The following is a 15,354-nucleotide window of genomic DNA, read 5'->3' as shown; positions in this document are numbered from 1 at the left end:
TGATGGCAAAATAACATCTCGCGCTCTTTTTTCGAGGGCCAGGCACTGGATGATGCCTGTGCGTTGTCGGCGGGGGCGAGCTTGCGTGCCTACCTTCGCCCACAGCCTGAAACGCCCCGACATGCTGACCGACAAGGAATGCCCGGTGTACTTGCGCCTGGACTTCGTCATCTGACCGCCTGATTCACGAGACCTGACATGGACGTTCGCCTGTTTGCCTTCCTGGCCCGCCAACGCTCGGCCGCAATTCAGCCCCGCGAGCGCTTCTGCGGGCTGCCCAAGCGTGGCCTGGCGTTCCTGCTGGCCAATGCCATGTTCTGGCAGCCGCTGTGGGCGCAGGCCGCCGAAGGCGTGGTGGTCAGCGGGCCGGGCACCAGCCTCGGCCAGGCGGGCAACGGCGTGCCGATCGTCAACATCGCCGCGCCCAACGGCAGCGGGCTGTCGCACAACCAGTTCAGCGACTACAACGTCGGCCAGCAGGGGCTGATCCTCAACAACGCCACCGAGCGTACCCAGGCCACCCAGCTGGGCGGGATCATCCTTGGCAACCCCAACCTCCACGGCCAGGCGGCCAATGTCATCCTCAACGAGGTCAATGGCGCCAACGCCAGCCAGCTGCGTGGCTATACCGAGGTGGCCGGGCATGCGGCGCATGTCATCGTCGCCAACCCCCACGGCATCACCTGCGATGGCTGCGGTTTCATCAATACGCCACAGGCCACGCTGAGCACCGGCAAGCCGGTGATCGAGAACGGCCAACTGACCCGTTACCAGGTCGACCAGGGCCACATCGCCATCGAAGGCGCGGGGATCAATGCCAGCAACGTCGACAGCTTCGAGCTGATTGCCCGCAGTACCAAGATCAATGCCGAGATCCAGGCCCGCAACCTTGCCATCGTCGCCGGGCGCAACGATGTCGATGCCCGCACCTTGGCGGCCACCGCGCGTGCTGACGACGGCAGCGCCAAGCCGAGCCTGGCGATCGACTCCAGCGCACTGGGCGGCATGTATGCCGGCGCGGTGAGGCTGGTCGGCACCGAGGCCGGTGTCGGTGTGCGCCTCGACGGGCGGATGATCGCCAGCGGTGGCGATATCCAGCTCGATGCCAATGGCCAGCTGAGCATGGCCCAGGCCAGCGCCGGGGGCGATGTGCGCATCCGGGCGACCGGTATCGAAACCCAGGGGCCGGTGCATGCCGGCAAGCAACTGCAGGTGGAAAGCCGTGGTGACCTGGTCAACCGTCAGGGGCTGACTGCGGCAGGTTCGGTGCAACTGGACGCGGCAGGTCAACTGAGCAACCTTGGGGGCATCCAGGCCGGCATCCAGGCCGATGGCAGCCGCGCGGCCGACGCCGACCTGAAGATCAACGCCGGAGCCGTGGACAACCGCAACCAGCGCCTGATCGCCAGCGGTGACCTGACGCTGACCACGGGCGGTCGCCTGGATAACCAGGGCGGCAGCCTCAGCGCCGGGCGCCATGTCGACATCAACGCCGCAACGCTGGACAACCGCCAGCAGGGCAAGGTTGTCGGTGACGGGCGCATGACCCTCACCGGTGGGCAACTGCTCAACAGCGACCGTGGCCAGATCATCAGCCAAGGGGCACTGAAGGCCACCTGGGCGCATCTCGACAACCAGGCCGGCGAGCTGTCCAGCCTCGATGCCCTGGCCCTGAACCTCGGTAGCCTGGACAACCGCAATGGCAAGGTCCTGGCCAACCGGGGCATTACCGTCACCAGCCAGGGCCTGGTCGACAACCGGACCGGCCGGATCGCCAGCCAGACCTCCCTCGACCTGACCGCCCAGGCCCTGAACAACGGCCAGGGTGGCCATATCAGCGGCAACCAGGCGGTCAGCGTCAATGTCGGGCGGCTCGACCAGCAAGGTGGCCATCTGAGCAGCGTCACCGAGCTGACCCTCGACCTGAACCATGGCCGGCTGGACAACCGCGACGGCGAGATCGTCGCCAACCAGCTGCATCTGCGGCAGATGGCCGATATCGACAACCAGCGTGGCGAGATCTCCAGCAAGAGGGCCTTCACCCTGACGGGTCGCAGCCTCGACAACACCGGTGGCAAGTTCTACAGCGAGCAGGCCCTGACCGTGCGCCTCGACCAGTTGCTCGACAACCTGGATGGCCTGGTCTCGGCCGACGGCCTGGATATCCAGGCCCTGGCGTTGCACAACCAGGGCGGCGTGGTCACCAGCAAGTCCGGCCTGGTGTTGACCACCCGCGCAGCCATCGACAACCAGCACGGCGAGATCTCCAGCACCGGCCACGGCCAGGTAAAGGCGGGCAACCTCGACAACCGTGAGGGTACGGTCACGGGTGGGGCGCTGGAACTGGTGGTCGCCCAGGCGCTGGACAATCGCCAAGGTGTGCTGGCTGCCGGCAAGGCACTGACGCTGAACGCCGCCAGCCTCGACAACCGCGAGCAGGGCAAGCTGCTCAGCGATGGCACGCTGACCGCCAAGGTCAGCGGCCTGCTGGACAACCAGGCCAAGGGCCTGGTGAATGGCCAGGGTGCCACGGATATCGACGCGGGGCAGTTGGACAACCGTGGTGGCCGGTTGCAGGGCAAGGACCTGCTGACCCTGCATGGCCAGCATTGGGACAACCGCGGCGGCAAGATCGAGGGTGATGGCGCGATGACGCTGACCATCGACCAGCTCGACAACCGCGACCAGGGCCTGGTCAGCGGCCAGGCCGGGGTGCGCTTCAATGGCACCGAACTGCTCAACCAGCTCGGCATCTTCGGTGCGAAGGGCAACCTGGACCTGGTCGCTGCGCACCTGGACAACAGCGGCGGCAGCCTGACCAGCGGTGGTGATCTCGATGGGCAGGTCACACGCCTGGAACAGCTCGGCGGCAAGCTGTCCGCCGACGGCAAGCTGACCCTCAAGGGCGATTCGCTGGTCAACCGCCAGGGTGCCGTGCTGGGTGCCGGCCAGGACATGCGCTTGACCGTGGACAGCATCGACAACCGTGGCGGTGAACTGTCCGCGGCCAAGGCGCTGAGCCTGACCGGGCAGCGCCTGGACAACACCGGCGGCCAGGTCCTGGCCGACACTGACCTTGCGCTGACGGTGGCCGAGGTCATCAACCAGGCCCAGGGCCTGCTGCGCGGCAAGGGCCAGCTGACCCTCGACGGCCAGACCCTGGACAACCGCGACGGGCGTGTTTCCGGCGAGCAGGGCGCGCGCCTGCGCCTGGGCCAGGCGCTCGATAACGGCAAGGGGCTGCTGACCAGCGAGGGTGACCTCGATATCGGCGCCGCCAGCCTCGACAACACCGACGCCGAGCTGAGCAGCGCCGGCAAGCTCACCCTGGCAACCACCGGCAAGGTAGACAACCAGCGCGGTTCGATCACCGCCGATGGCACCCTCGACCTGCGTAGCGCCAGCCTGGACAACCGTGCCGGCGAGATCGGCGCCCAGGGGGCCGTGGACATCGCCACCGGCACGCTGGACAACCGCGACAGCGGGCATGTGGTCGGCAACGACCGCCTGACCATCAAGGCCGGCCAGGTCAACAATGCAGGCAGCGATAGCCGCATCGACAGCGATGGCGCAATGAGCTTGACCGCCACCGGCTTCGACCAGCAGGCCGGGCGCCTGCTGAGCAAGACTTCGATCACCCTCGACCTGGGCCAGGGCGCATTGGTCAACCATGGCCTGATCAAGGCTCCGCTGCTGGTGCTGAATAACCTCGGCAGCGTCGACAACCAGCGCGGCGAGATAGTGAGTCCGCAAGGCTTCACGCTGGCCGCCGGTACGCTGGACAACCGCCAGGGCAAGCTGATCAGCGACCAGGATCTGACGGTCCGTATCGCCCAGGTACTGGAGAATACCAAGGGCCTGGTCTCGGCCAAGGGCCTGGACCTGCGCGCCACCCGCGTGGATAACCGCCAAGGCATTCTTGTGGGCGACACCGCCCTGAATATCGACGCCGGCACTTTGGACAACCGCCAGGGCAAGGTCTCCGGCAAAGGCCGTGGTGAGATCCAGGCTGGCACATTGCTCAACACTGCGGGTTCGCTGATCAGTCTGGAGCAGTTGCGGATCAAGGGCGGCGAGCTGGACAACCGCGAGGCGGGCCTGCTCGGCAGCAACGGCGCCCTGACCCTGGACGTCGATCGGATCGACAACCGTGGCGGCGAGATCACCGGCAAGGCCGCTGTCGCGGTCACCGGCACCTCGCTGGACAACAGTGACGGTGGCCTGCTGGTCGCTGGCACCGGCATGACCCTCGCCTTGCAGGCACTGCTCAACCACAACAAGGCACGTATCGAGGCCCAGACCGGCCTGACCCTGACCGGCCTGACCCTGGACAACGACGGTGGCCGCCTGACCAGCCAGCGGGACATGACCCTGACCTTGACCGGCGCGGCGCTCAACCGCCTCGGCCTGATCAGCGCCGAGGGCCAGCTGGTGATGGCTGCGCAAAGCCTGGACAACAGCACCGGCAAACTGGACAGTGCCGGCAGCCTGAAACTGACCACGGCAGGCGCGCTGTTCAACAAGGGTGGCGAGTTGCTGAGCGACGGTGACATCACCCTGGCCAGCGCCAGCCTGGACAACACTGACAAGGGTGTTATTGCCAGCAAGGGCGCGCTGACCATTACCACCGGCCACCTGGACAACAGCCGCCAGGGCAGTGTCAGCAGCAACCGCACCCTCGACCTGCACGCCGGCCAGCTGGACAACCGCGACGGCGGCCGCGTGGGCAGCCGCGAAGCTCTCAGTGCGACGGTTACCGGCCTCGACCAGCAGGGCGGCAAGCTGTTCAGCGACACTTCGGTGAAGCTCGACCTGGGCCATGGCCACCTGGACAACCGCGGCGGCTTGATCAACGCGCCGTCGCTGCTGCTGAACAATCTCAAGACCGTGGCCAACCAGGGCGGCGAGATTTCCAGCGCGCAAGCGTTCACCCTCGCTGCCGAGCAACTGGACACCAGCAATGGCCGCTTGCTCAGTGACCAGCGCCTGCTGCTGCGGATCAGCCAGCGCCTGGACAACCTCAAGGGCCTGATCGGTGGCCAGTCGCTGGAGGTTCATGCCGGAATGCTGGACAACAGCGGCGGCACCCTGAGCAGCCAGAGTGGCTTGCAGGTGACCGTAGATGGCTTGCTGAGCAACCGCGACGGTGGCCGAATCGAAGCCAAGGACGCGCTCGCACTCACCAGCAAGGGCCTGGACAACCATGGCGGCAAGCTACTCGGCAGCAGCCTTGCACTGGACCTGCTCGGCGCCGACCTGAACAACGGCGCCGGCCTGATCACCACCGCCGGCCCACTGACCCTCGCCAACCTGGCCAAGCTCGTCAACCAGGGTGGCGAGATCTCCACCGCCCAGGCCCTGCGCCTGGATGTCAGCGAGCTGGACAACCGTGACGGCAAGCTGATCAGCGAGCAGACGCTGAGCATCACCAGCGGCGCCATCGACAACCGCAACGGCCTGGTCTCGGGCTGGCAGGGGCTGACCGTCACCGGCCAGAGCCTGGACAACCGCCAGCAGGGCACCCTGTCGAGCCGTTCCGGCGCCGTGCAGGCGACCGTGGCCGGCGCCCTGCGCAACAGTGACGGCGGCGCCCTGGTCGCCCAGCAGCGCCTGGAGGTCAAGGCCGACAGCCTGGACAACAGCGCCAAGGGCATCCTGTCCAGCGGCAGCGGCCAGCAGCTGACCATCACGGCGGCACTGGACAACCACGAGGGCGGCCTGATTGATGCCGGTGAAAAGCTGGTCATCAGCGCTGGCGCCCTCGACAACCACGGCGGTCGCGTGGCCACCCGGCAGGACCTGGGCCTGAACGCCGCGAGCCTGAACAACAACGACGGCAACCTCGCGTCCCAGGGGGCCCTGACCCTCGACCTGCTCGGCGATTTTCTCAACCGCAAGGGCACGCTGTTCGCCGGCAAGGACCTGCTGATCCAGCGCGCCGGGCTGGTCGACAACCAGGCTGGCCAGATCGCCAGCCAGGGCCTGCTCAAGGTGCTGGCCGGCAGCATCGACAACAGCCAGCGCGGCACCCTGGCCGCCAATGGCGCGCTCGTGCTCAACAGCAGCGGGGCGCTCAGCAACACGGGCGATGGCCTGATCTACAGCCAGCAGGGCGACGTAGGCCTGCAGGCGGCCAGCCTGAACAACACCAAGGGCACCGTGCAGGCCAAGGGCGCGATCAGCGTGCAGGCCAACGGCGTGCTCGACAACCAGGGCGGCAAGCTGATCGCCCAGGACGGCGCGCTGAGCGTGACCGCCGACACCCTCGACAACCGCGGCGGCATCCTTGCCAGCCTCAAGCAGTCGCTGGGCGTGCGCACCACCGGTGTGCTGCGCAACGGCAGCGATGCCAATGGCCAGCGCGGCATCCTCCAGGCCCTGGGCCTCGATGTGCAGAGCGCCAATCTGGACAACCACGGCGGGCGCATCGCGGCGTTGGGTGGTGATGCGCTGATTCGCACCGGGCAGCTGGACAACCGCGACGGCGGCATCTCCGCCAGTGGCCTGCTCAAGGTCACCGGCGCCAGCCTGCTCAACGGTGGTGACGCGCGTGGCGAGATGGTCGGCCAGCGTATCGACATCGGACTGAGCAGCGCCCTGGACAACCGCGGCGGCATCATCGAAAGCGCCAGCACCCTGGCCATCGCAGCCGCCAGCTTGGACAACCAGGCGGGGAAACTGCGTGCCCTGGGCAACAGCGGCACAACGCGATTCCAGATTGGCGGGGTGCTGGATAACCGAAACGGAACCGTAGAAACCGCCAACACCGATCTTGCCCTGGTCATCGGCGATCTGGTGAACACCGGGGGCAGCATCGCACACGTCGGCAATGGCGATTTCGGTGTCAGCAGCCAGCAGGTCATGGCGGCGGGAGGTCGCCTGTTGACGCATGGCACCCTGAATCTCAGTGCCGACAGCTGGGTCAACAGCAGCGTGCTGCAAGCCGGCACGCTCAACCTCAATGTCAACAACTTCAGCCAGACCTCGAGCGGGCAGTTGCTGGCGACCAAGGCGTTGCTGGGCACGGGCGGCAACTGGCTCAATGACGGGTTGATTGCCAGCGATGGCACATTGAACCTGACCTTGGGTGGTGCCTATTCGGGCAACGGCCGATTGACCAGCCTGGGGAACATGACCCTGACTGCGGCGCAGATGAGCCTGGGCACCGCCACAAGCATCGCGGGTGGTGACAGCATTGTGGTCAACGTCGGCAACCAGCTGAGCAACCTTGGGCGCTTGTCGGCGGCCAATGACCTGACGATCAACGCGGGCAGCCTGTCCAACTACGGTGCATTGGCGGCGTCGCGCAACCTGAACTTGATCGCCCAGTCCGTCCACAACGACCAGGCTGCCGACGGGAGTCGAGGCTTGCTGTTCAGTGGGCGGGACATGACGATTAGCACCGCCGATTTCAGCAATCGCTACGCGGATGTGTACAGCCTGGGCAATCTGCTGGTTGCCGGCGTCACCGCGGGCAGCACTGCGGCAACCTTCCTCAACAGCTCCGGGACTGTCGAGGCGGCCGGTGACATCAACCTGCAGGCATCCAGTTTCGTCAACAAACGCGACAAGTTCAGGGCCAGCCACCAGATCACCGATGGCTACATGACCATCTACTGCGTCCAGCATTGCAAGGGATCGCGGTGGGTGAGGGGCCCGGTGCATATCTACAAGACCCTCGAGACCGTGATTCACGAGGACTCGCCCACGGCAACCCTGGTTTCCGGGCGTGACCTGACCATTGGCGCAGGCAGTGTGCTCAATGCTCGAAGCGTCATCTCGGCGGCCAACGATCTCACCATCACTGCCGGCAGCATTGACAACGAGGGCGAGCGTTCCAGGTCGGGAACCGTCGGAAGGGAAGTGGGGCCTGGGGTCAAGGTTCCCACGGGCTATTTCTTCCAATTGATCAACGAAGTAAACGCCTACAACCAGGCCCACCCACGTTCCGGGCCGTTCGACGAAGCCGCCTTCAACACATTGGTCGCGAAGTTCGACCCCGGGGTATTTTACGGCATCGATGCAGAGCCCGTGGTCCAGCCGGATCAGAAGTTCATCGCCCCGGCGGTCATCCAGGCCGCCGGTACGGCCAAGCTCACTGCCGCAGGCAGCATCAGCAATATCGTTGTGAACAGGGCGGCAGCGGCTACCAGCAATCGCTCGTTCGATACCCAGGTATCCAGCGTGACGCAGCCCACGGTGGTCAACCTGAATGCGCAGTTGCCACCTGATCTGGCCCAGCGACAGGTCGATCCCACCACCCTGCCAGGCTTCAGCCTGCCAGCCGGGCAGAACGGCCTGTTCCGCCTGAGTGGCAAAGGCAGCGACGCAGCCATTGGCACCGCCCAGCGCTGGACATTGGGCAACGCCACTGTCACCTCGCATGAGCGTGAGGTGCTGGCCAGTTCCCGACCAGGCTCGATCCAGGCAATGGATGCGTCCGCGTCCAGAGGAAGTGAGCAGGCAATCGATCGCGTTGCCCACCAGCGTGTCGAGTCGGCTGCCAAGGCCAGTGTCATCGGGGTCAATGCGCCTGCGGGCGAGGTCGTGGATACCTACGTTCCCCCACCGAGCGCAGGTGCGCAGTCCGCCGAGCTGGTGGCGCAGGAGCCGGGTATCGGCGTTCGCCCCTGGATTGCGGGCGTCACTCGCCTGCCGGATAACCTGTACACGAGCAAGCCGCACAAGTATCTGATCGAAACCAATCCGGTGCTGACCGACCTCAAGCAGTTCATGAGCTCCGATTACCTGCTTGGCAACCTGGGCTTCGATCCGGACAAGAGCTGGAAGCGTCTGGGTGACGGCTTCTACGAGCAACGCCTGATCCAGCAGGCGGTGGTGGCTCGCACCGGCCAGCAGTTCATCGATGGCCAGACCTCCGGCGAGCAGCTGTACAAGCACCTGATGGACAATGCCATCCGCAGCAAAGACCAGCTCAACCTGAGCCTGGGTGTCGGTTTGACCTCCGCCCAGGTCGCGGCGTTGACCCACGACATCGTCTGGCTCGAAGCACGCGAGATCAATGGTGAGCAGGTACTCGCGCCAGTGCTGTACCTGGCCCATGCCAATGGCCGACTGGCGCCTGACGGTGCGTTGATCGCGGGGCAGGACGTCCAGTTGATCGCCGGGGAGAATCTCGACAACGTAGGCACGCTGCGTGCCACGCGCAACCTCAGCGCCACCGCCGGCAAGGACCTGACCAACACCGGCCTGGTCCAGGCCGGCGAGCGCCTGGACCTGCTGGCCGGCAACAGCCTGGTCAACAGTGCCGGTGGCATCGTCTCCGGTCGTGACGTCAGTCTGACCGCCATCAACGGTGACCTGATCAACCGACGCGACCTCACGCGCACGGACATCGTTTACGGCGGCGTGCGTGAGCAGAAGGATTATCTTGAAAGCGCCGCGCGTATCGAGGCCGGCAACAGCCTCAGCCTCAAGGCCGGGCAGGACATCAAGAACGTCGCCAGCGTGATCCAGAGCGGCGGCGACTTGTCGCTCAGTGCCGGTCGTGATGTGAGCCTGCTGTCGGTCGAGGAACGTCAAGGCTTCTACACCGATCGCCAGCGCAGCAGCACGGTGCAGCAGCACGGCGCCACGGTCAGCGCCGGCCGCGACCTGAGCCTCGGCGCCGGCCGCGACCTCACCGCCGTGGCCAGCCAGATCGACGCGGGCCGCAACCTTACCCTGGCCGCCGGCGAGGACCTGAACCTGACCTCCGCCGCCAACGAAGCGCACAGCTTCAGCCGCAGCAAGAAGGTCACCCAGTCCAATGACCAGGTCACCCAGGTCTCGACCACGGTCAAGGCCGGTGGCGATGTCTCGCTGTCCGCGGGCCAGGACATGGCCATCGTCGCCAGCCAGGTCAAGGGCAAGGGTGCTGTCGACATCGACGCCGAGCGCGACCTGACCATCGCCTCCGAGCAGAACGAAAGCGCTTCGTACTACCTGAAGAAGAGCAAGGGTTCGTTCGGTCGCGGCAGCTCCAAGCAGCAGGAGAGCTACCACAGCACCAACGTCGCCTCGGTGATCGAGGCCGGTGGCGACCTGACCGTCAACGTCAGCAAGAAGGAGGGCGGCGGCATTGCCCTGGACGGTGGTCGCGATGTCTCGGTGATCGGCAGCCAGCTCAAGGCCGGCGGCGATGTCATGCTCGGTGCCACCGGCGATGTGGCGGTGCTGTCCGGCGTCGAGGAGCACGGCGAGTACAGCAAGAAGACCAAGTCCGGCTTCCTGGGCCTGTCGAAGAGCGGCAAGAGCCAGTTGCAGACCCGCGCCACGCAGGTCGGCAGCGAGCTGGATGCGGGTAACGACATCGTCATCGCCGCAGGCAGCGATGTGCGTCTGCGCGCCAGTGAGGCCAATGCCGGCAAGGATGTCGAGCTGCGTGCGGGGTTGATCGACAAGGCGGGTGACATCAACCTGGTGTCGGCCAATGACACGGCCTATAGCCACTCGGAGCAATACAAGAAGAAGACGGGGCTGTCGGTGTCGGGCGGCTTCGTTTCCGTGGCTTCGGCAAAGAAAGCCGGGCAGGAGGCGCAGAGCAGTACCAGCGTCGGCAGCCAGCTTACGGCCAGGCAGGACGCGAGCCTGAGTGCCGAGCGCGACATCAACGTCATCGGCAGCGGTATTTCGGCCGGGCGTAACGTAAGCCTCAACGCCGGGCGCGACGTGAACGTTGCCGCTGCGCAGAACGAGCACAGCGAGCACCAGTGGTCGAGCGAGAAACGCACAGGCTTCGGCGTCTCCGGCGATGACAATGGCGTCAGCGTGTTCCTCGGCAGCGAACAGCAAAAGGCCAAGGACCGCCTCGAGCAGCAATTGGCGGCGGCCAGCCAGGTCAAGGCCGGGCAGGACCTGGGTATTCGTGCTGGACGAGATATCAATCAGACCGGCTCCGACCTCAAGGCTGAGCACGACATCAACCTCGATGCCGGCCGCGATATCAACATCGATGCCGCCCGCGAGCGTTTGCTGGTGGAGCACGAGCGTGAGCAGAAGAGCCAGGGGCTTGGGGTCACGATCAACCATAACCTGGGTAGAACCAAGGATGCGCTCGAAGGCGCCGGCAAAGGTGAGAACGGTGTCAGCCAGACCTCCAGCACCTTGCGTGCAGTCGATGCTGTCAGTCAGTTCTTTGCCGGGCCTACCGCCGATGTGAAGCTTGGCACCACCAAGCAAGGCAGCCGCGAGCGAGTGGTCGAGGAGAGTCAGCGTGGCTCCACCCTGGATGCCGGGCACGACGTCAACGTCAAGGCCGGCAACGATGTCACCATCAAGGGCGGGCAGTTGCAGGCGGGCCGGGATATCAGCATCAGTGGTCGGGATATCAACCTCGATGTGGCCAAGGGCAGCTTCAGCCAGGAGAACCAGCAGACCCAGAGCTGGGGCGGTATCCATGGCGGAACCACTGGCGGGATCAAGCTGGGGGCGGGCGGCAGCTATGGCGTTGCCGACCAGGACAGTGTCCAGGGTACTTCGACAGCGAGCCAGCTGAACGCAGGTCGTGACGTCAAGTTTGATGCCCGCCGTGACGTGAACGTGATCGGCGGTCAGGTCAGTGCCGGGCGCGATATCGATATTGCCGCGGCCAATGACATCAACATCCGTTCGGCGCAGAACGACAGCAACAGCCAGAACACTCGCCATAACGGTGGCGGCGAGGCGGGGTTGGCGTTTGGCGAGGGCAAGGTCGGCTTCTACGCCAGCGTCGATATCGGCAAGGGCGACCTGAAGCGCGAAGCCGAGCAGCAGCAACAGGCGTTCCTGTATGCCGGGGACCAGCTGAAGTTCAGCAGCGGCAAGGACACCACCATCGCCGGCGCGCAGATGCGTGGCGATGAGGTGATCGGCCGTGTGGGAGGCGATCTCAAGGTTGCTTCCGTAGCGGATACCGGCAAGGTCGAGGGCAAGGAGTTCGACCTGAGTGCAACGGTATCCGTGGGTGTCGGCGCCAGTGTCAGCGGTTCGGTGGGCTACGGACAGACGACCGGCAAGACCAACTGGGTCCAGGACCAGACGCGCATCACCGGTGGGAACAAGGTCGACATTCGCACCGAACACCACACCCAGCTCGATGGCGCGTTGATCGCCGCCGACAACGGCAACCTCAAGCTCGATACCGGCACCCTGGGCTACAGCGATATCGCTGGCAAGGACAAGGAGCACGGTTACTACCTCAACGTCGGCGGCAGTTGGTCGCAGCCAAGCGGCGGCAAGTCCGAAACCCACGGCAACCTTAGTGGCTGGGAGTATGAAAAGGACCGCGAGCAGACTGTCCGTGCCACTGTGAGTGCTGGTGAGGTCACCGTGCGCCAGGATGCGGAGACTGGCAAGGACTCGGTAGCCGGGCTGAATCGGGATCTGGACAAGGCTTACGAGATCACCCGGGACAGTGAGTCGCGCACTGATCTGTATGTCTCGGATACTTCTGTCAAGGCGGTACTGAGCCCGAAGAAAACCCTGGAACAGTGGCAGAAGAGTGCGGCCAGGTATGGTGAGAACAGTGAAGAGGCCTTGCAGAAACTGGGTGATCTGTTCCTGACTGTGAAGGCATTGGGCGCAGGGGCTGATGCCGATGCGGTGAGTCTTGCCGTGGGCATGGCTGCATTCACTCGTCAGTTGGGCAGTCGCAACGAAGAAACACGTAGCGCGGTGGTTAATACCGTTCTGGGCAGGATTACCCAGGGCTCATCGGGTAAAGAGTTCGATGCGGTTGCCCAGCGCCTGGTCGACTTGGCAGGTAACGACCCACAAGCGGCACTGAAGGCGCTGGCCGCCCTGGATTCCGCCAATCATCAAAAAGACGGGCGAACGAACTTCGTGCCCGTTGCTGCATTGGGTGCGGCCCTGGTTGCGGGGCTCGGTGTGTCACTGAGCCTGAGTCAGGGCTCGCCAGAGCGTCAGGCGGATATGCGCGCCGCCGCATCAAGCATGTTCGATGCCATCGAGGCATCCACTACGGACATGAGCAAGAGAGCGGAGTTGATGGTAGTGCTCTCCGGTCTTGTCTTTGGGAGTACGGTCTTACCAATCCATGAGCTTGACCCGCGGGCGAAAATATACGAAGGGATGCTGGCTGAGAAAAATCGCCAGAACCCATCGAGCGGAGGATATGCGGAAGGTGGGCAGGTGACTGTGACTCCGCATACCGGAGGCAAACAGCTTGATGGGCAGACGACTAGCGGAAATTACGAGACGCCAGGGCACCAGTTGAACCCAGGGGCAATATTTAATGAGGTTTTACCACCGTCGGGAAATGAGTCAAAAAAATTTGGAGATACTGCGACCCAGCCGTACACAGACGGACAGCTGATCAGTCATGCTGGACGTGCTGTTACAAAGCATCCAGAATATTTTGGGTTTGACTCGACTGAGGCGCTTAGAAAGACGTATAGATCAGATGCTCAACTGAATGAGGTGGGCAGTGCGGCTGTAGACGAAATACTCAAAGGGGGTACTAGGAGTTCGGGGGCGGGAGGTCGCTACCCAGCAGGTTGGGTGACTTATACGTTGCCAGATGGTAGAGCTGCAAGTTGGGAGCCGGGTGGTAAGTTTATTGGGTTTAGAGGAGTGAAGCCATGAGCAGTTTGGTGTTTGAGAAAGTTGGTGATGTAAATAGTAATTTTCCTTATCTGTGCGTATACAAGGAGGGCGGTGGCGAGCCGTTTATGGAGATTTCCGTAAATTCAGACAGAGAGTTGGAGTTTGTATTTTATTCAAGTTCTAATGGTGTTTCACTCACGGCCGAGGAATGGAGGGAGATTTTTGTGCGTGGGGAAAAATTTCATCCGGAGGCATTAGAGAATGGTGATTGAGTTGGTGAAAGCTAAAAAATATGGGGTTATTTGTTGTGCTCAAATTCTGTAGTTTATTTTTAATGTCGAGATGGTTGACGGTGCAGGGGGACGTTATTGGCAAGAATGAAGGGCGCCAGATTTTAGACATTATGGCGAAAAAGGGGGCAGATTTTTTTCCTGCTCTAGTTTCGATCCTGTAGTGGAGAAGGGGTCGAACAGTCATGCAGGGCAGGTCGAAACTAGAGTATAGAAAATAAATCTGTCCCCTTTTGCGTGATATGAAAATCACAACGCCGTAGCAGCTTCCACCTGCGCTGCAACCCGGAAGAACTATTGAATGATGTGGATATGATTGTTCGAGAAATTGGGCGGGCTGAGCCTGTGCAGGTATTTGGGATCTACTGGGTAGGAAATGAGCGCTTTTACTGGGTTATTCCCTATGAAGGTTACGGTGGTCTTATGGCACTTAGTGATCGAGAGGTCAATATTGTGGACTCTACCTTATCAGATGATCTCATCATCTGCAAAGCAGGGGGTGGGGGAGACATGATTCTGCACTGGGCAGCCGAAGATCTGATTGAAGAACTTGCGGAGCGCGAGCCGCAAGCGATGGCCGAGTTTATGAGGCGCATAGAAACCTGATGATGCAAAAGGAGCTATAGAAGTAGATAAGTTCTGGTGTTGCCAGGGGCGGGAAGGGTGTAATTAATGGTGTGAAAGGCAATAATGTCGAGGTCAAGCTGTCGATCTTTATGCGTTGGTCCGGGCCGATGGCGTAAAAATAAATTTGCGCAATGGTTCAAGCTCTACTGCAGAGTCCGGCGCCCAATGGACGATTGATATAGTTGGGCATCCAGGAGTGAAAGCTCCAAAGTTAGAGGTGAGATTCAAATGATTTCATGCTGTCGAGACTCAGAAGAGTTCAGGAAGATTGTGGAGTGGAGTCAAGGTTTAGCCGTTGATGCATTGTGGTTAAGCGTATGCAAGATATACTCGGATGAGGGTTATAATGACCGTAAGCATATTTTCTTAGAAGTGCTGGCTACCCTACTTCTAGAGGGTAGGGTATTTCTCGCTAGTGGGGAACCATTGGTCGGAGCTGTTGCTGAACAAATTGCTGCATTTGATTTGGCTTGGCCTGCAGAAGAAGACATCGACGAAGCGCTATTTTGGGTTACCAAAGATGGAAATAGTTGGGTGCCCGGAGGCCTCGTTTGGATTTACGAGGATGGTACGGAGATATGGACATAATCAGTATGCCTCGCGTCGGTGTGGCTTGAGTAAAGTAGTTGACTTTGTTTTGAGGAAAAGGAGGTGGATCTATTTTTTCTACAATAGTTTCGATTCCTTTAGGCGAAGGTGTCTAGCGGTTACAGAAAATGAAAAAGGGGACAGATTTATTTTTCCTGCTCTAGTTTCGATCCTGTAGTGGAGAAGGGGTCGAACAGTCATGCAGGGCAGGTCGAATCTAGAGCAGGAAAAATAAATCTGTCCCCTTTTGCGTTTTTTTGCGTTACATAGGCAGGCTATTAATAGCTTGTTAGGGAGATAAAAT

At 62.4% G+C, this 15,354-nt stretch carries 3 protein-coding genes; all 3 read left to right on the top strand.

From position 1 onward, the window contains the following. Positions 1-198 precede the first annotated feature (198 nt). Positions 199-13,584, top strand: coding sequence for a hemagglutinin repeat-containing protein (locus tag PRtIB026_RS22455; protein WP_267812989.1), 13,386 nt, complete (start codon positions 199-201; stop codon positions 13,582-13,584). Beyond that, positions 13,581-13,817, top strand: coding sequence for a hypothetical protein (locus PRtIB026_RS22450; RefSeq protein WP_203651466.1), 237 nt, complete (start codon positions 13,581-13,583; stop codon positions 13,815-13,817). Before PRtIB026_RS22455 ends, PRtIB026_RS22450 begins: the two co-directional genes overlap by 4 nt. A gap of 324 nt (positions 13,818-14,141) precedes the next feature. Continuing rightward, positions 14,142-14,441, top strand: coding sequence for a hypothetical protein (locus PRtIB026_RS22445; protein ID WP_244670998.1), 300 nt, complete (start codon positions 14,142-14,144; stop codon positions 14,439-14,441). Positions 14,442-15,354: the final 913 nt, after the last annotated feature.

This window comes from Pseudomonas sp. RtIB026, from assembly GCF_016861355.2.
GTDB lineage: Bacteria > Pseudomonadota > Gammaproteobacteria > Pseudomonadales > Pseudomonadaceae > Aquipseudomonas > Aquipseudomonas peradeniyensis.
The sequence above is the reverse complement of the archived record's forward strand: the minus strand, read 5'-3'. Positions and strand labels throughout refer to the sequence as shown.